The organism is Nonomuraea sp. NPDC050783, assembly GCF_040802095.1.
In the GTDB taxonomy this organism is placed as follows: domain Bacteria; phylum Actinomycetota; class Actinomycetes; order Streptosporangiales; family Streptosporangiaceae; genus Nonomuraea.
In genome coordinates, this window is sequence record NZ_JBFAHK010000015.1 from 104,064 (window position 1) to 120,330 (window position 16,267).

General features: G+C 74.8%; 10 protein-coding genes. 4 read left to right on the forward strand and 6 right to left on the reverse strand.

The window, feature by feature from the left end:
• Positions 1 to 8: 8 nt before the first annotated feature.
• Together AB0H75_RS33260 and AB0H75_RS33265 are read right to left on the reverse strand one after the other, a co-directional pair.
• Positions 9 to 1,406 carry an MmgE/PrpD family protein gene (locus AB0H75_RS33260; protein ID WP_367803319.1) on the reverse strand — a complete coding sequence of 466 codons (1,398 nt, stop codon included), beginning with the start codon at positions 1,404 to 1,406 and terminating at the stop codon, positions 9 to 11.
• A complete protein-coding gene (locus AB0H75_RS33265) occupies positions 1,399 to 2,577 on the reverse strand; it encodes a citrate/2-methylcitrate synthase (RefSeq protein WP_367803321.1) in 1,179 nt (392 codons plus the stop codon). The genes AB0H75_RS33260 and AB0H75_RS33265 overlap by 8 nt, the downstream gene beginning before the upstream one ends.
• A 213-nt stretch (positions 2,578 to 2,790) precedes the next feature.
• Between AB0H75_RS33265 and AB0H75_RS33270 the strand changes: the two genes are divergently transcribed.
• Complete coding sequence (locus AB0H75_RS33270; RefSeq protein ID WP_367803323.1) at positions 2,791 to 5,844, forward strand: BTAD domain-containing putative transcriptional regulator; 3,054 nt, start codon at positions 2,791 to 2,793, stop codon at positions 5,842 to 5,844.
• Between the two features lie 115 nt (positions 5,845 to 5,959).
• On the opposite strand, the gene AB0H75_RS33275 is transcribed toward AB0H75_RS33270, so the two are convergent.
• Positions 5,960 to 7,159 carry an SGNH/GDSL hydrolase family protein gene (locus AB0H75_RS33275; protein WP_367803325.1) on the reverse strand — a complete coding sequence of 400 codons (1,200 nt, stop codon included), beginning with the start codon at positions 7,157 to 7,159 and terminating at the stop codon, positions 5,960 to 5,962.
• A 145-nt stretch (positions 7,160 to 7,304) separates the two neighbouring features.
• Between AB0H75_RS33275 and AB0H75_RS33280 the strand changes: the two genes are divergently transcribed.
• Entirely contained in the window at positions 7,305 to 10,922 is a 3,618-nt protein-coding gene (locus AB0H75_RS33280; protein WP_367803327.1) for a BTAD domain-containing putative transcriptional regulator, read from the forward strand.
• 263 nt (positions 10,923 to 11,185) lie between these two features.
• Here the strand turns inward: AB0H75_RS33280 and AB0H75_RS33285 are convergent, their stop codons facing one another.
• Together AB0H75_RS33285 and AB0H75_RS33290 are read right to left on the reverse strand one after the other, a co-directional pair.
• Positions 11,186 to 12,157, reverse strand: a complete 972-nt coding sequence (locus AB0H75_RS33285; RefSeq protein WP_367803329.1) for a hypothetical protein — start codon at positions 12,155 to 12,157, stop codon at positions 11,186 to 11,188.
• A 489-nt stretch (positions 12,158 to 12,646) separates the two neighbouring features.
• Positions 12,647 to 13,822 (reverse strand): amidohydrolase family protein, encoded by a 1,176-nt coding sequence (locus AB0H75_RS33290; protein WP_367803331.1) that lies wholly within the window; start codon positions 13,820 to 13,822, stop codon positions 12,647 to 12,649.
• 177 nt (positions 13,823 to 13,999) lie between these two features.
• On the opposite strand from AB0H75_RS33290, the gene sigJ reads away from it, so the two are divergent.
• Entirely contained in the window at positions 14,000 to 14,956 is a 957-nt protein-coding gene (sigJ, locus tag AB0H75_RS33295; protein WP_367803333.1) for an RNA polymerase sigma factor SigJ, read from the forward strand.
• The gene (locus tag AB0H75_RS33300) at positions 14,953 to 15,297 is read left to right on the forward strand and encodes a hypothetical protein (RefSeq protein ID WP_367803334.1); all 345 of its coding nucleotides are present in this window, start codon (positions 14,953 to 14,955) and stop codon (positions 15,295 to 15,297) included. Before sigJ ends, AB0H75_RS33300 begins: the two co-directional genes overlap by 4 nt.
• On the opposite strand, the gene AB0H75_RS33305 is transcribed toward AB0H75_RS33300, so the two are convergent.
• A complete protein-coding gene (locus AB0H75_RS33305) occupies positions 15,298 to 16,239 on the reverse strand; it encodes a LysR family transcriptional regulator (RefSeq protein ID WP_367803336.1) in 942 nt (313 codons plus the stop codon).
• Positions 16,240 to 16,267 lie beyond the last annotated feature (28 nt).

Consider the following 16,267-nt stretch of genomic DNA (forward strand, 5'->3'; position numbering starts at 1 on the left):
CGCCCCCGCTACGCGCCGCGCTCGTCGGCCTTGGCGTCCCCGGGGACCCTCCTGAGCAGGTCGGTCAGCGCGCTGGTGGGCCGCTCCTCCAGACTCAGGACGCAGGAGACCAGCTCCTCGCGCAGCTCGGCGCCGACGGCCCGCTCGGTCAGCCCGGTGAACTTGGCCAGCGCCGAGTCCCGGTCGGCGGGGCGGCGCCAGTGGCCCGCGTAGTCGCTCTTCTCCCGCTCCAGCACGGCGCCGCCACGGGTGCGCACGCGTACCTTGCAGGCCAGCTCGTCGGGGAAGCGCCGGGTGTACTCGGGCCGGTTCCTGATCGTCACGCGGGTGAGCAGGTCCTGCACGTCGGCCGCCACGACCCGCTCGGGCGCGTACTGGGCGGGCAGCACCTGGCCGTCCAGGAGGGCGACGGCGAGCAGGTAGGGCAGGGAGTGGTCGGCCTCCTCCTTGGTGGTGATCGTGGTCTTCTCGCCGTCGCTGCCACCGCCGATGATGTCGTAGGCGACGTCGAAGGTGTCGAGCTCCACGGCCTCGACGTCCTCCGGGCGCAGCCCGTGCTCGGCGCGCAGCTCCAGCAGCGCCTCCAGCGCCGGCTGGGAGTGCACCTCGGCGTTGAACCGCTTGACGAACGTCCGGGGGATCCGGTCGAAGGACTCGCTCTCCCAGTCGAGGGCGAACGGGCCGCTGATGGCGTCCATGAGTCCCTTGCGCCCGTCGAGCGCGCCGAGCGGGCCGGTGAGCCCGCGGGCGGCGAGCAGCGCCAGGTGGACGGCCTCGGCCGCGGCGTACGGGTAGGCCAGGCCCTTCCAGTGCGACAGCGACGTGCGGGTGACCCGCAGCGCGTTGAGCGCCGTGCCGGCCATGCTCAGGGCGTGCGCGGCCTGCTCGGGCTCCAGCCGCAGCGCGCGGGCCACGCCGGAGGTGGCCGCGTAGCCGGCGTGGGTGACGTGGTCGAAGTTCCGGGCCCGGACCGGGCCCTCGTCCGCCAGCCTGCACTGCACCTGGTAGGCCACCGCGAGCGCGGTGAGCAGCTCGCTGCCCGGCAGGTCGCGGTACTCCGCGGCGGCCAGCACCGCGCCGACGTTGTCGCTGGGATGGCAGGTCTCGCCCGGCGCGATGTAGGAGTCGTTGAAGTCGAGGTAGCGCACCAGCGCGCCGTTGTAGAGCGCGGCGTCGCGCGGCGCGGCGCGGCCGCCGCCGACCAGCGACACGAGCGGGGCGCCGCCGAACTCGGCGAGGTCCTGGCGCAGAATCGCGATCGGCGGGCCGTCCAGTGCCCCGATGGCGCAGCCCAAGGCGTCGAGCAGCCGGATCTTCAACGCTTCGCGTACCTCGCCGGAAAGGTCGTCGAACCTCGCCGAGGTGGCGTATCGGGCCAGGTGCAGGGTCATGGGCTGGTCAGCCATTCGTGCTGCCTCTCTCTGCGGGTGACGGAACGGGGACGGTGGGTCCGCCCGCGAAGGCGGTGACGGGCCTGATCAGCCGGTTGCCCGTGTGCTGCTCCAGCAGGTGGGCGCTCCAGCCGGCCAGCCTGGCCAGGGCGAACGTGGCCGAGAACAGCGAGCGGGGCAGCCCGACCGCCTCCAGGACCAGCGCGGTGTACAGCTCGACGTTGGCGCGCAGGGTGCGGCCCGGCTTGGCCTCGTCCAGCAGGGCCGCGGCCTGCCTCTCGACCTGCCGGGCGAGGTCGAGGCGCGCGCCGCCCAGGTCGCCGGCGAGCCTGCGCAGCACCTCGACGCGAGGGTCCACGGCGCGGTAGATGCGGTGGCCGAACCCCATGATGCGCTCGTCCTTGACGAGCCGGTCGCGCAGCCACGGCTCGACGTGCTCGGGCGAGCCGATCTCGTCCAGCATGTCCAGCACGAGCGTCGGGGCTCCCCCGTGCAGCGGCCCGCCCATCGCGCCCAGGGCACCGGCCAGCGCGGAGCCGAGGTCGGCCCCGGTGGAGAAGATGACCCGGCCGGCGAAGGTGGAGGCGGCCATGCCGTGCTCGGCGGTGAGCATCAGGTACTGCTCCAGCGCGCGGGCGTGCGCCCGCGGCGGCGCCTCGCCGGTGAGCATGTACAGCAGGTTCGCGGCGTGGCCCAGGGCCGGGTCCGGCGGCACGGGCTCCAGCCCCTGCCGCAGCCGGTGCAGCGCCGCCAGCATGACGGGGGCGGTGACCAGCGTCCGCAGGACCTGGTGGCGCAGCGCCGCCCGTTCCAGCCCCAGCACCGACGGCCAGTCCAGCGACCTGGCCAGCAGCAGGACGGACGTCTGCAGCCAGCCGATGCCGTCGGGCCGCTCGCCCAGCCTCGCCACGGCGGGCAGCAGGCCGGCGAGCGCGGGCGGCACCGTGTTCAGCTCCGCCAGCTCGTCCGCGAACCGCGCGCGGCGTGCCGGGGACGGCAGCTCGCCGTCCACCAGAAGGCACCAGACTTCTTCCAGCGCGCAGTTATTGACCAGGTCTATCGCATCGTAGTCACGGTAGCGATATTGGCCCAGATGGCCGTCCACGTGGGAAATGCTGGTATGGCAGAGGATAATGTCGTTGAGTCCGTACACTACGGGCGCGTGGGCGTCGCTCACGGCTTCCATCCTTGGGGCTCGTGGTCCTGGGAATATGGTCGTCGGCGACCCGCGGTTAAGGGTGTCAATAGCGGACGTTCATCTCCTTTCCGCGCACCTGGGGCCTGCGCACCGGGAAATGATTACAGCCGCCACTCTAAGTTGATCTTTATGTTTGCTTGCGGTGGCCGGTCTTTCTGGTTGTATGGGACACGCCCTTCTCGTCCGATTCCGAATTGCCGCGTGCGGGAGGTTCTCCTGAAGCTCTTCCTGCTCGGGCCCGTGCACGCCAGCGTGGAGGCACGACCGATCGACCTGGGCGTGCGCAAGCAGCGGTTCGTGCTGGCGCTGCTGGCCCTCGAAGCCAACAAGCAGGTCACCACCGAGCGCCTGGTCGAGCTGGTCTGGCCGCACGATCCGCCGGTCACCGCGCGAGGGATGATCCACACCTACATCAGCGGCCTGCGCGGCGCCCTCGCGCGTGCCGGTTGCCGCGGGGTGTCCGTGGAGCGCACGGCGGGCGCGTACCGGCTGTCCTGCGACGCCGACCGCATCGACGTGCACCGCTTCCGCGCCCTGCTCGCCGAGGCCAGGGCCACCGACGACGACGGGGCCAGGGTGGAGCTGCTGCGCGGCGCCCTCGCGCTGTGGCGCGGGCCCGCGCTGGCCGGGACCGCCCCCGAGGACGTCAGGGAGATCGTGTGCCGGGGCCTCGACGAGGCGCGGCTGTCGGCGGTCGAGGACCTGATCGCCGCCCAGCTCCGGCTGGGCCGCCACGAGGAGCTGCTGGAGGAGCTGCTGGCGCTGGCCGCCGAGCACCCCGGCAGGCCGCGGCTGATCGGCGGGCTCATGCAGGCCCTGCACCGGGCCGGCCGCACCGCCGAGGCGCTGACGATCTACCAGCAGACGCGGCAGCATCTGGGCGACGAGCTGGGCCTCGACCCTCCCGCCGAGCTGCAGGAGCTGCACCTGAGCATCGTGCGCAACGACCCGGTGCGCGCGCCCGGCCTCGCGCCGCGCGACGACCCGGTTCCCGCCCCGCGGCAGCTCCCGGCCGACCTGCCCGCCTTCGCCGGCCGGGCCGGCGGGCTGGAGTCCCTGCTCGCCCTCGCCGACGGCGAGCGGACCGGGGCCACCGCGACGGTCGTGGCGATCGACGGCATGGCCGGGATCGGCAAGACGGCGCTCGCCGTGCACGCCGCCCACCTGCTGGCCGACCGCTTCCCCGACGGGCAGCTCTTCGTGGACCTGCACGGCTTCACCCACGGAGTGGCGCCCACCGCGCCCTCCGACGCCCTGTACGGGCTGCTCAGCGCCCTCGGCACGCCGCGCGAGCGCATACCGCGCCGGCTCGACGAGCGGGCGGCGCTGCTGCGCACCACGCTGGCGGGGCGGCGGCTGCTGATCCTGCTGGACAACGCCCTCAGCGAGGCGCAGATCCAGCCGCTGCTGCCCGGCTCCCCGGGCTGCCTCGTCCTGGTCACCAGCAGGCACCGGCTCGACGGCCTGGACGACGCCCACCGGATCAGGCTCGACGTGCTGCCGCACGACGACGCGGTCGCCATGTTCACCGGGATCGCCGGGGACGGCCACCCCGACGCGCTGGTGACCGAGCTGGTCGAGCTGTGCGGGCGGCTGCCGCTGGCCATCCGCGTCGCCGCGGCGCGCCTGCGGGCCAGGCCCGCATGGACGCTGGCCCACCTGGTGGACCGGCTGCGGGATCGCAACCGCCGGCTGGCCGAGCTGGAGGTGGGGCAGCGCAGCGTCACCTCGGCCATCGACCTGTCGTACCAGCAGCTCACCGCCCCGCAGCAGCGGCTGTTCCGGCTGCTCGGTCTGCACCCCGGGCCCGACGCGGACGCCTACTCCGCCGCCGCGCTCGCCGGCACCGGCCTGGACCAGGCCGAGCGGCTGCTCGACGACCTGCTGGAGGCCAGCCTCGTCCACGAGCCGGCGCCGGGCCGCTACCAGCTCCACGACCTGCTGCGGACCTACGCCGCCGCCGTGGAGGAGCCGGGCCTCCAGCGGCACGCCGCCCTGAGACGGCTCCTCGACTACTACGCGCACACCGCGGCGAAGGCGATGAAGGTCCTGTATCCCTTCGAGACGCCGCCGCGCTCCCGCACCGCCGGGACGCCGGTGCCCGCGCCGTCCTTCCCGACGCCTGCCCGCGCGAAGCGGTGGCTCGACACCGAGCTGGCGAACCTGCTGGCCGCCGCCACGCACGAGCAGCCGGGCCACACCCCGCACCTGTCCACGATCCTGCACCTGCACCTGCGCACCCGCGGCGACTACACCGAGCCGGTGCACACCCGCGTGCTGCAGATCGCCAAGCGCACCCGCGACGAGCACGCCCAGGCGGAGGCGCTTCTCAGCCTCGGCGAGGGACACCTGCGGAGCGGCCGGTTCGCCCAGGCGGGCAGCCTCCTGCTCCAGGCGCTGGCGCTGGCGCAGACGATCGGGCACGCCCCCTTCCAGGCCGAGGCGCTGACCGGCCTGGGCGAGGCCCAGCTCCAGAGCGGCCTGCACCGGCAGGCGTACGACTGCTACGAGCGCGCGCTGCTCATCGCCACCGAGACCGGCCACCCGGCGGGACAGGCCGACGCCCTGGCCGGGCTCGGCCACGCGCACATCCAGGTGGGCCGCCTGCGGCAGGCCGGCGACTGCCTGCACGAGGCGCTGGCCACCTCCCGCGAGATCGGCCATCCCGCCGGAGAGCTCAACGCGCTGCTCGGCCTCGGCCGCCTGCTCCTGCGCACGAACGACAGGCGGCGGGCGAGCGAGCACTTCGAGGAGTGCCTCGCGCTCTCCCGGCGTACCGCCAACCCGGTCGGCAAGGTGTACGCGCTGGTCGGGCTCGGCTACGTCGGGCGGCGCGAGGAGAGGGACGGGCACTTCCGCGGCGCCCTGGCGGTCGCCCGGAGCATCGGCGACCGCGTGGGCGAGATGTGGGCGCTGATCGGGCTGGGCCACAGCCACCGCAGGGCGGCCCGGCACCACCGCGCCGAGAGCTGCTTCCAGCGCGCGCTCGCCCTGGCCGACGAGCTGGGCCACCCCGTCGGCCGCTTCGAGGCCGTGCACGGCCTCGGCCACGCCTGCCGGCGGGCGGGACGCCTCGAACAGGCCGTGGCCTACCAGGAGGCGGCGCTGGACCAGCTCAGGAAGGAGGGCCACCGGCACGACGAGCCCCGGGTCCATCACGGGCTGGCCATGGCCTACCACGCGCTGGGCCGTACGGACCGGGCGCGGGAGCACCGGCGGCAGGCCTGGAGGATCCCCGCCGAGGCGAAGCCGTGACGCCCTTGCCACGACGGGCGGCACGACGGGCGGCACGACGGGGAGCACGACGGGCGGCACGACGGGCGGCACGGCGGGCGGCACGACGGGCGGCGCCGGCCGGGCCGGGGCCGGTTCAGCCGAACGACGACAGGTCGATGGAGTCGGCCAGGGCCCGGTAGCCCGCGTCGTTGCCGTGCAGGTGGTCGCCGGCGTGGAAGTCCGCCCTGATCCGGGCGGGGCGGTCCGGGTCGCGCCAGACGGCGTCGAAGTCCAGGACGGTGTCGAAGGCGCCGCCGGTGCGGATCCACGCGTTGACCGCCCGGCGCGCGCGCTCGCCCTCCGGCGTGTAGATCTCCGCGCCCTCGAAGGGCGCGATCGTGGTGGCGTGGACCCGCGCGCCGCGGTCGCGCGCCCGGGCGGCCAGCTGGCGGTGGCCCGCGATGACGTCCTCCGCCGTCACCGGCGCGCCGGGGAACATCTCCAGGAAACCGGCCAGGGGGCCGCCGTCCCGCGAGGCGAAGGAGACGCCGAGGTCGTTGCCGCCCACGGAGAGCACCACGTGGCCGAGGCCGGGCGTCGCCAGGACGTCGCGGTCGAAGCGCGCCAGGACGGACGCGCCGATGCCGTCATTGAGCAGCCGGTTGCCGCTGATGCCCTGGTTGGAGACGTAGCGCGCGGCCGTGTCCCGCCCGGCGAGACGCGCGGCCAGCAGCTCCGGCCAGCTGTGGTGGGCGCCCGGGGTCGAGCCGGCGCCGTCGGCGCGGGAGTCGCCCACCACGACGACGGTCTCGGCCGGGGCGTCGGCAAGCAGCTCGACGGCGGAGATCAGGGCCCGCACCGGCAGGGTCCCGGCGTTCTCCGGCGGGGCGGGGGCGGCGACGGCGTCGCCCGGGATCGTCCAGCCGGTCTCCAGGGCGGGGTCGTGGCAGGTGCAGGTCTCCACGCGCCCCGGCAGGTAGAGGCTGATGGACAGCTCGGCCAGGGCGGGCAGGGGGAGATCGGCCGGGTCGCTGAGGATCGGCGCGCCCGCCGGGACGGTGACGGCCGGCGCGCCGGAGAAGGTGAGCACGTGCTCGCTGCCCGGCCGTACCCCGCCGCCGGGCGTCGCCAGGCCCACGCGTGCCGCGCCGATGGTGAGGGGGGCGGTCCCGTACTCGTTGGTGAAGCGGACGCGCGTGCGGCGCCCGCCGCCGCTGACGCGGACCACCTGGCGGAGGGTCACGTCGGCGAGGGGCGGGTGGCCGTCCAGCGAGCCGAGCCCGTCGTGGGCCGCCTGGGGCGAGGCGCCCCAGGTCCGGACCCAGCTTTCCGCGTGGTTCGTCCGTGTCGTCATCGGTCGCCTCCGTCGTTCCCGGTGTGGTGTGCGTGCAGGGGAACACTGGGGCAGGCCGCTCACACGGGGCACACACGCGGCACACACCGCGCCGGCACGTCCGTCCGGATTTGGGGTCCTGTGGGGAGGGCGCGAGAATCAGGGGATGGACGACGGGGACGCACGGCTTCGCGTCAGGCTGCTCGGCGCGTTTCAGGTGTCCTGCGGCGGGGCCGTCCTGCCCGTCCCGGGAGCGCGGCTGCGGGGCCTGCTCGTCCGGCTCGCGCTCGCCGGTGGCCGCGCGGTCGAGCCGGACGCGCTGATCGACGCGATCTGGCCCGAGGAGCCGCCGTCCGGGGCCGCCCACGCCCTGCAGACCCTCGTCTCCCGGCTGCGCCGTGCCCTGACGCCGCCTGGCGGGGGCGGTGGCGGTGGCGGTGGCGTGGTCGCGCGGGTCGTCGCCGGCGGCTACCGGCTGGCCGTGGACGCGTCCGACGTGGACGCGCTGCGCTTCGAGCGGCTCGCCGCCGCCGGCCGGGAGAGGCTGCGCGCAGGTGACCCGGAGGCCGCGGCGGCCGCGCTGGCCGAGGCCGTGACGTTGTGGGGCGACCGGCCCGGCGCCGGGCCCGCGGTCGTCGCCGCGGTGGTTCCGGCGGTCGCGACCCGGTTGGCGCGGGTGTCGGTCGAGGTGGTCGCCGACCTCGCCGACGCCGAGTCGTCGCTGGGGCAGGCCGAGGCGGCCGCTGCCCGGCTGGGCGGGTTGCTGGCCGAGCAGCCGGGCCACGAGCGGGCGGCCGCGCTGCTGATGGACGCGCTCGCCGCCCAGGGGCGCCAGGCCGAGGCGCTGGCCGTCTACGAGCGGGTACGCGGAACCCTGGCCGACACCCTCGGCGCCGACCCCGGCACCGCCCTGCGCGAGCGCCACCTGCGCCTGCTGCGCCCCGGCCACCCCGCCCCACCGCCCACCACCCCGGTTGGAGCCCCTTCGGCCAGGAGCCCGGGCGACGGCCGGGCGGGCGCTGACCGGACGGGCGATGGCCAGACGGGCGCTGGCTGGCCGGGCGATGGCCGGACGGGCGCTGGCTGGCCGGGCGATGGCCAGACGGGCGCTGGCTGGCCGGGCGATGGCCGGGTGGGTGAGCTGCCTGCGCCGGTGACCAGCTTCATCGGGCGTGACGACGATCTCGCCCGCGTCGCCGCCCTGCTCGCCACCGGGCGCCTGGTCACCGTGCTCGGTCCCGGCGGCGCCGGGAAGACCCGGCTCGCGCTGGAGGCCGCCCGCCGGCACCGCCACGCGTACCGCGACGGCGTCCGGCTCATCGACCTCGCGCCCGTCACCGAGGCGGCAAAGGTCACCACGGCCGTCCTCGCCGGGCTCGGGCTCCGGGGCACCCCGGTCCTCGACGCCCGCAGGCGGGGAGCCGAGGGCGGCGAGCTGGACGCCCTCGTCGGGGAGCTCGGCGGCCGGGAGAGCCTGCTGCTCGTCGACAACTGCGAGCACCTGATCGACGCCGTGGCGCACCTGGTCGCGGCGTTGCTGTCCCGCTGCCCCGGGCTGCGGGTGCTCGCCACCAGCCGCGAGCCCCTGGCCATTGACGGCGAGGCGCTCGTGCCGCTGGCCTCGCTCGCGCTGCCCGATCCCGGCGACACGGTCGAGCAGGCCCGCCGGGCGGCCTCGGTGCGCCTGTTCTCCGACCGGGCCGCCGCCGTACGACCCGATCTCGACGTCGACGAGACCACGCTGCCCGACATCGTGCGCGTCGTCCGCGGCCTGGACGGCCTGCCGCTGGCCCTCGAACTGGCCGCCGCCCGGCTGCGTACCATGTCGCTGCCCGACCTGGCCGACGGGCTGTCCGACCGGTTCCGGCTGCTCACCACCGGCGGCCGCACCGCGCCGCCCCGGCACCGCACCCTGCGCGCGGTCATCGCCTGGAGCTGGGAGCTGCTCACCGAGCACGAACGCACCGTCGCGGAGCGGATCTCCATCCTGCCCGGCGGCGTCACGCCCGCCTCGGCCGCCGCGGTCTGCGCCGGCACCGCCGTGCCCGCCGCCGAGATCCCCGGGTTGCTCGCCGCCCTCGTGGACCGGTCGCTGCTGCAGCTCGCGCCCGGCACCGGCCGCTACCGCATGCTCGAGACCATCCGCGAGTACGGCGCCGGCCGCCTGGCCGGCACCGGCGACGCCGGCACGGCCCGCGACCTGGCCGCCGCCTACTTCGCCGAGCTGGTGGCCCGCCACGACCCGCTGCTGCGCGGACCCGGCCAGTCGGCGGCCATGAGGGCCATCGGCGCCGAGTACGACAACACGCTCGCCGCCCTCCGCCACCGGTGCGCCACCCACGACTCCCCCGGCGCCATCGCCCTCGCCCTGTCTCTGGCCTGGTACTGGCAGATGTCCGGCCGCCAGTCCGACGGCGCCTACTGGCTGGGCGAGGCCCTGGCGGTGCCCGACCCCGGGCCGACGCCAACACCGACACCGACACCGACACCGACGCCGACGCCGACGCCGACGCCGACGCCGACGCCGACACCGACGCTGAGGCCGCCACCACCACCGCCACCGACGCCGGAGCGCGACTGCGCCCGAGCCGTCCACCTGCTCAGCCGGGCGGACGCCCTGCCGGGGATCACCACCGGGCGGACCGCGGACGACCGGGCGGAGACGCGCGAGCTGGCCCACCGGCTGTCCGGGCATCCTGACCTGCCGGACCACCACCGCGTGTTCGGCACGGTCCTGCTCTTCCTGCTGGAGCAGGAGAGCGCGCTCGCGGGCTTCGAGCGCCTGGCCGGCGGTGACGACCTGTGGCTGGCGGGGCTGGCCGGCATGTTCCAGGCCGAGATCGCCGGGGACGCGGGCGCGCTCGACCAGGCGCGGGTCCACGTGGAGGCGGCCCTGGCCCGCTTCCGGCAGGCCGGCGACCGTTGGGGCCAGGCCGCCACGCTGTCGGCGCGCGCCCGGCTGCGGCGCTACGACGACCTCGACGGTGCCCTCGCCGACCTGCGCGAGGCCCGGACGCCGGCCGGCGGGCCCGGCTCGCTCAGCCTCGGCGACCAGCTCCACAGCGACCTGGACTGGATCGACCTGCACGTCCGGCGTGGCGACACCGACCGGGCGATCGCGATGCTCGACGCGGCCCGGGAGCGGGCACTGCGCGCGTCGTCGGCGGAGCTGCTGGTCCTGATCGACGCGCGGGAGGCGGCCCTCCGGGTGCTGCTCGGCGACCTGGACCGCGCCGGCGACCTGCTGGCTGACGCCGATCGCAGGCTGCACGGCAACGCCCAACGGGGACTGCACGGCGACACCCAGCGGGAACTGAGCTGCGACACCGAGCAGAGCTTGCGCGGCGACAGCGAGCGGGGCTTGCACGGCGATACCGCGTCCCCCGCGAGTCATGCCAGGGCGCTGATCGGCACGGCGCGGGCCGCGCGCTGCCTGGCCCTGGGCGACCTGGCCGGCGCGGACGAGGCGCTGCGGGAGGCGTACGCGGCCGCGCTGGCCACCCGGGAGCTGCCGGCCCTGTCGCCGGTGGCGGTGACCGCGGCCGCGCTCGCTCAGGCGCGCGGCCGGCAGCACGACTCGGCCGTGCTGCTCGGGGTCGCCGCCCGGCTGCGGGGTGCGCACGACCGTACCGATCCGCAGGTCCGCGAGCACGTCCGGCGGGGACGGGCGGCGCTGGGCGAGGAGGAGTTCGCCGCGGCGTACGCGAGAGGCTGGGAGCTGGACGCGAAGGCCGCCACGGCCGCGGCCGACCCGGCCTCGGGCATGCCCTGGCTCACGGCGTGAAGGGACCCGTCCCTGGCACGGGGCACCGGCTCTTCCCACTCCTGGCACGTCCCACTCCTGGCACGTCCTACTCCCGGCACGTCCTACTCCCGGCACGTCCCACTCCCGGCACGTCCACCCCGCCGTCTCCCCCGGCTCTTCCCGCCGCTTGGTCTCCCCGCCGCCGGTTCTCCCGGCGGGCGGCACGCATGCGGCCGAGCCGCGACCTGGTGGCGGTCGCGGCTCGGGCTCAGGCTCAGTGCGGTCTCATCGCGCCGACGGCCTCATTTCTGCTTCTTCCTGGACGACGAGCCACCTGACGAGCCGGAATGCTTGCGCTTGGTGGACGTCGACGTCTTCCCGGTGGTCTCCTCGGTGGTCTCCTCGACCACGTCCCCGGCCACGTCCCCGGCCCCGTCCCCGGCCACCTCCTCGACGTCCTCATCGACCTGCATGGCCCGCTCCTGCTCCTCCTGGCGGGCACGTTCCAGGGCCTCCAGCACGGACCTGCGCGAGGGCAGCAGCTTGTAGACGATGCCGAGCTCGTGGACGTCCCACGCCTCCAGCTCGACCGCGCCCGCGGGCGGCTTCACCCCGGTTCCGCTCTTCTTCTGCCGGTAGATCGCCCCGGCCTTTTCCAGTTGCGTTCCGGTCTGCGTTCCCGCCGCCCGCCTGATCGGCTTGTAGGTCTCCGAGAAATAGACGTGGTCGTATTTGTCGAGCCATTTGGTGAAGCTGGTCGAGACCTTGGCGTTCTCCGCGGGAACCGTCCCCTTCTTCGCCGTCTTGGACTGGGTCCAGTCGGAGGTGAAGAAAACGCCGATGGCGAGGCGCGCGCAGTCGAGGTGGTCCTCGTCCACCTCGTCGAGTTTGTCGAGATCGCCTTCGAAGTCGCCCGTGAAATCCTTGAGCCGGCCGATCGACTGGGTTTTCACCTCGACGATGACCTTGTCCGACGCGGAGTCGGCCACCGTGCCGTTGAGGACGAAGTCGGCCTGCTTGGGCTTCGGCTTCTTGGTCTTGTAGACGTTACGGGTCTGCGGGGCCCCCAGGTCGGCCCACGGGTGCCTGTCCTCGACGTAGGACGACAGGGCGGTTCTCAGCGAGTCCTCCCAGCCCTCCCCCGGCATGGCCCAGAATCTCGCGATCGTCTTGAGGTTGTCGTCGGCCCACGCGATCAGCAGTTCGAGGAATCCCTCGACGGTGATCAGTTTCGTGCCCGATCCCTGCTCCACCGTGAATGTCTGCTCGGTCATCTCGCCTGTCGTCCTCTCTCCCAGGTACCGGCGGCAGCCACAATCTGGGAGAGGGCATTCAGCAACGAATTGCCGAATACTTGACGCGCTGTTCACGGCTTTGATCGCGGCACGGCGGCCGGGGCGATGAAAATTTGTTTCGCCCGCTCATTTCTCGCGAACCATGTCGCCGTCGTCATGAATGCGCGGGCTCCCCGCCGCCCGTTCCGCGATTCCCCGGAGCCGCTCGATCCTGGCGCGCGCCGGCGCGGAGCACGTGCGCTCCACCGGGACGACCACCCTTGGGGACGGCGCCGACGAGAGGGCGGAGCACTCGAACCACATCGGCTGGGACCGGGACGCCAGGCTCGACCACACCGTCACGCCGACCTCCGCGGGCATGGCCGGCAGGGTGCGGAGCGCGTTCGCCTCCGCCCACGTCCTCGACGAGCTGGCGTCCTGCGAGCTGACGGGGCCGGCACGCCGCTCCCCGATCGGGCGCCCTCGCCTCTACGACGCGGAGGGCTGCCGGACGCCGCGCCGCCACACGTCCACGATGGAGGCGGTCGCGGTGATGTCGCGGGTGGGGTCGCCCTCGACCAGCACCAGGTCGGCGCGCAGGCCGGGAGCGATCCTGCCGCGGTCGGAGAGCCCGAAGTGCCGCGCCGGCACGCTGGTCGCGGCGGCGAGCGCCTCCTCGGCGCCGAGCCCGGCCTCGGTGAGCAGCCGCAGCTCGCGGTGCAGGCCGGCGCCGTGCTCGGGCACGAACGGCGTCGCGTCGGTCCCGGCGAGCAGCGCCACGCCCGCGTCGTGCAGGGCCCGCAGCGCCCCGGCCGCGTTGGCGGAGCTGCCGGGGGACGCGCAGTCGGCGGTCTCGACCCGCTGGGCGGTGATCGCCTCGAAGTAGGCGAGCGTGGAGACGACGAAGACCTCCTGGGCGCGCACCCGCTCGGCCAGCCGCCGCGAGGCCGGGTCGCCGGGCGCGAGGTCCGTCCAGACGTGAGCCAGGCCGTCCACGCCGGCCGCCAGCGCGATCTCCACCTCCGGCGCGGTGATCGCGTGGGCGATGACCCGCAGCCCGGCCTCGTGCGCCGCCTCGGTGAGGGCGGTGGCGACGTCCGCGGTCATGACCGGCAGGTCGGCCCCGTGCACCGCGCCGTCGTCGATGACGATCTTGAGGTAGTCGGCGCCCTCGTCGAGCCGCGCCTTCACGAACGCCGGCGCCTGGGCCGGGTCGGAGACGAAGTCGATCACCGAGTCGCTCGCGGCCGTGCCGAGCTCGGCGAGGACGGTGCCCGCCAGGGCCGCCAGGAGCTGAGTCGGGTGCCCGCCCGGCGCGGTGGCCAGGGTGCCCGCGCTGCGGAAGTCGGCCACGTGGTCGTCGCCGGCGGCCAGCCGGCGCTGCTCGGCGAGGATCTGCGGGAGGCAGAACATGTCGAGCTCGGTGGTGACGCCGTACCGCAGGGCCTGGGCGAGACTGCCGTCGAACACGTGCGTGTGCGCGTCGATCAGGCCGGGCAGCACCGTCCTGCCCGTCCCGTCGACCACGACATCGACCACGACATCGGCCGCGCCGGGACGGCCGGCGGCCACGCCGGCGATCAGCCCGTCCTCGATGACCACGTCGGCCGCCGCGACGGCCCGCTCGCCGTCGAACACCTTGACGTCCCGGATCAGTGTGCGCATCGGATCGTATCCCTTCAAGCTCGGTCTTCCGGACGCCACCACAGAGGGACACCACCGTGCCGACTGTGACATCGCCTCCCGCGGATGTGACACAGCACACCTTTCCGGCGCACATGTCACACTTCTGACCCGGCGGGACCTCTTCGGTCACGACCCACCGAACGGAGGAGACACGCCATGCCATCGCCCCGCCCCCAGGCGCTCGACGCCGCCACCGAGCAGTTCCTGGACCACCGCGAGCTGCTGTTCGCGGTGGTCTACAACATGCTCGGCAGCGTCGCCGACACCGAGGACGCGCTGCAGGAGGTGTGGCTGGCCTGGCGTGCCCGGCACCGCGACCCGGCCGCAGGCCCGGTCGAGAAGGTCCGGGCCTACCTGGTGCGGATGGCGGTGAACCAGGCGCTGGCCCGCCGCGCGGTCCTGAGCCGCCGGCGGGAGACCTACGTCGGCACCTGGCTGCCGGAGCCCCTGGTCACGAGCGAGGACGACGTCGCCGGCCACGCCGAGCGCGCCGAGTCGCTGTCGATGGCGGTGCTGGTGGTGCTGGAGACGTTGTCGCCGCTGGAGCGGGCGGTGTTCGTCCTGCACGAGGTGTTCGGCTTCGGCCACCCGGAGATCGCCGAGGTCCTGGGCCGCTCGGCGGCGGCCGTCCGCCAGCTCTCGACCCGGGCGCGCCGGCACGTCCACGCGCGGCGCCCCCGCCACCGGATCGAGCCGGACGTCCATTCCGAGGTCACGGAGCGGTTCGCCACCGCCGCCCTCGGCGGCGACCTGCGGGCCCTGCTCCGGGTACTGGCGCCGGACGTGGTCCTGTGGACCGACGGCGGCGGCAAGGGGCCGGCCACCAGCCCGCGTCCGGTGCGCGGCCGTGAGCAGGTCGCCGCCCTGTTCATGTCGGTCGCCGCGACGCTGCCCGCGGACGGGCTGCACCTGCGCTACCGGAAGGTGGCCGGCGACCCGTGCGCCCTCCTCCTCGACGGCACGGGCCCGCTCGCCGTCGTCGTCGTGGACCTGGACCCCAGTGGCGACCGCGTCACCACCATCTACTCGATCACCAACCCCGACAAGCTCACCGGCCTGAACGCGCGGCCCGGCGGAGACAGCACGGCGAGGGTGCAGGCGCCGATCGGGTGACGCCGCGGGACCCTTTCCTGCGCTTCAGCGTCGCCGATGCCGGAGCGCTCTTCCTCGCCACCCTCCGGCAGTCCGCGGTCCTGGATTCCCGGATCGAGCCGCTGAACACGGTGGTCGTCGCCCCGTCCTGGATCTCCAGCGGCGGCGACATGATCTCCACCGCCCGCGACCCGCACACCTTCGTCACCGCCCCGCTGGGCGGCGAGCTGCTGCCCGCCGAGTTGCCGGCCGGCTACGGGCTGGGCGTGTTCGTCCAGCCGGCCCCTGGCGGCGGCACCCTCATCAGCCACAACGGCGGCATCGCCGGCGCCCGTCACCCGCCGCCGCGCGGGCCTTCGTGATCAGCTCCTCCGCTCGTCCGCCTCGCCCGTCACGTCCGCCGCGGCGCTGCGGATCGCCTCCAGGACGAGCCCGACCCGCGGCAGGCGGGCGTCGCCGGTGCGGGTGTAGGCCGCCACGGTGCGGTGGACGCGTTCCGCCAGCGGGTGCAGGCTGATGCCCTCGGTGTCGCGGGGCAGCGCCATGCGGGGGATGAGCGCCATCCCGGCCTCCGCGGCCACCAGCGCGCTCAGCACGGAGAAGTCGTTGGCGGTCACGATCGGACGGGGCACGAACCCGGCGGCGCCGCAGGCCCGGCGGGTCATCTCGTGGCAGGAGGTCTCGGCGCCGGGCATCAGCCAGTGCTCGCGCGCGAAGTCGGCCAGGTGCACCGGCTGCCCGCGGCCCAGCCCGCGACGCGAGGCCGAGGCGGCGGGCATGGCCAGCAGCACGGGCTCGTCCATGAGGTGGTGCTGCCGGCATCCGGGCGGCGGCTCGCGCGGCAGCAGGCTGTAGGCGTGGACGATCGCGATGTCGGCCTCCCGACGGCGCAGCGCCTCGACCGCCGGGCCGGGCTCGCACTCGGTGATGCGCAGCTCAGGCGCGGGCGCCCCGTCGGCGGACATCCGGCGCCACAGGCGGGGCATCAGCACCCGGGCGGCCGAGGGGAACACCGCCAGCCGGACCAGCCCCTGGCCGCCTCCCTGGAACGCGCGCAGGTCGGCCTCGACGGTGGCGATCTGCCCGAGGATGACCTCGGCGTGCTCGGCCAGCAGGCTGCCCGCGGGGGTGAGCCGCAACCGCCGCCCCTGTTTCTCCAGCAGCGGCAGCCCGACCTCGCGTTCCAGCGCGGCCAGTTGTTGTGACACCGCCGGTCCGCTGAGGTGCCGGGCCTCGGCCGTCGCCGTCACGGTGCCGTAGATCTGCAGGTCACGCAGCAGGCGCAGGCGACGGAGATCCAACATGTAAGCGAACCTTCCTGGTTCAGAAGGA

What these genes read in the sequence shown, in the direction of transcription:
- AB0H75_RS33260 (WP_367803319.1), bottom strand. Translation starts at nt 1,406, where the DNA reads ATGGCTGACCAGCCCATGACCCTGCACCTGGCCCGATACGCCACCTCG.
- AB0H75_RS33265 (WP_367803321.1), bottom strand. Translation starts at nt 2,577, where the DNA reads ATGGAAGCCGTGAGCGACGCCCACGCGCCCGTAGTGTACGGACTCAAC.
- AB0H75_RS33275 (WP_367803325.1), bottom strand. Translation starts at nt 7,159, where the DNA reads ATGACGACACGGACGAACCACGCGGAAAGCTGGGTCCGGACCTGGGGC.
- AB0H75_RS33280 (WP_367803327.1), top strand. Translation starts at nt 7,305, where the DNA reads ATGGACGACGGGGACGCACGGCTTCGCGTCAGGCTGCTCGGCGCGTTT.
- AB0H75_RS33285 (WP_367803329.1), bottom strand. Translation starts at nt 12,157, where the DNA reads ATGACCGAGCAGACATTCACGGTGGAGCAGGGATCGGGCACGAAACTG.
- AB0H75_RS33290 (WP_367803331.1), bottom strand. Translation starts at nt 13,822, where the DNA reads ATGCGCACACTGATCCGGGACGTCAAGGTGTTCGACGGCGAGCGGGCC.
- sigJ (WP_367803333.1), top strand. Translation starts at nt 14,000, where the DNA reads ATGCCATCGCCCCGCCCCCAGGCGCTCGACGCCGCCACCGAGCAGTTC.
- AB0H75_RS33305 (WP_367803336.1), bottom strand. Translation starts at nt 16,239, where the DNA reads ATGTTGGATCTCCGTCGCCTGCGCCTGCTGCGTGACCTGCAGATCTAC.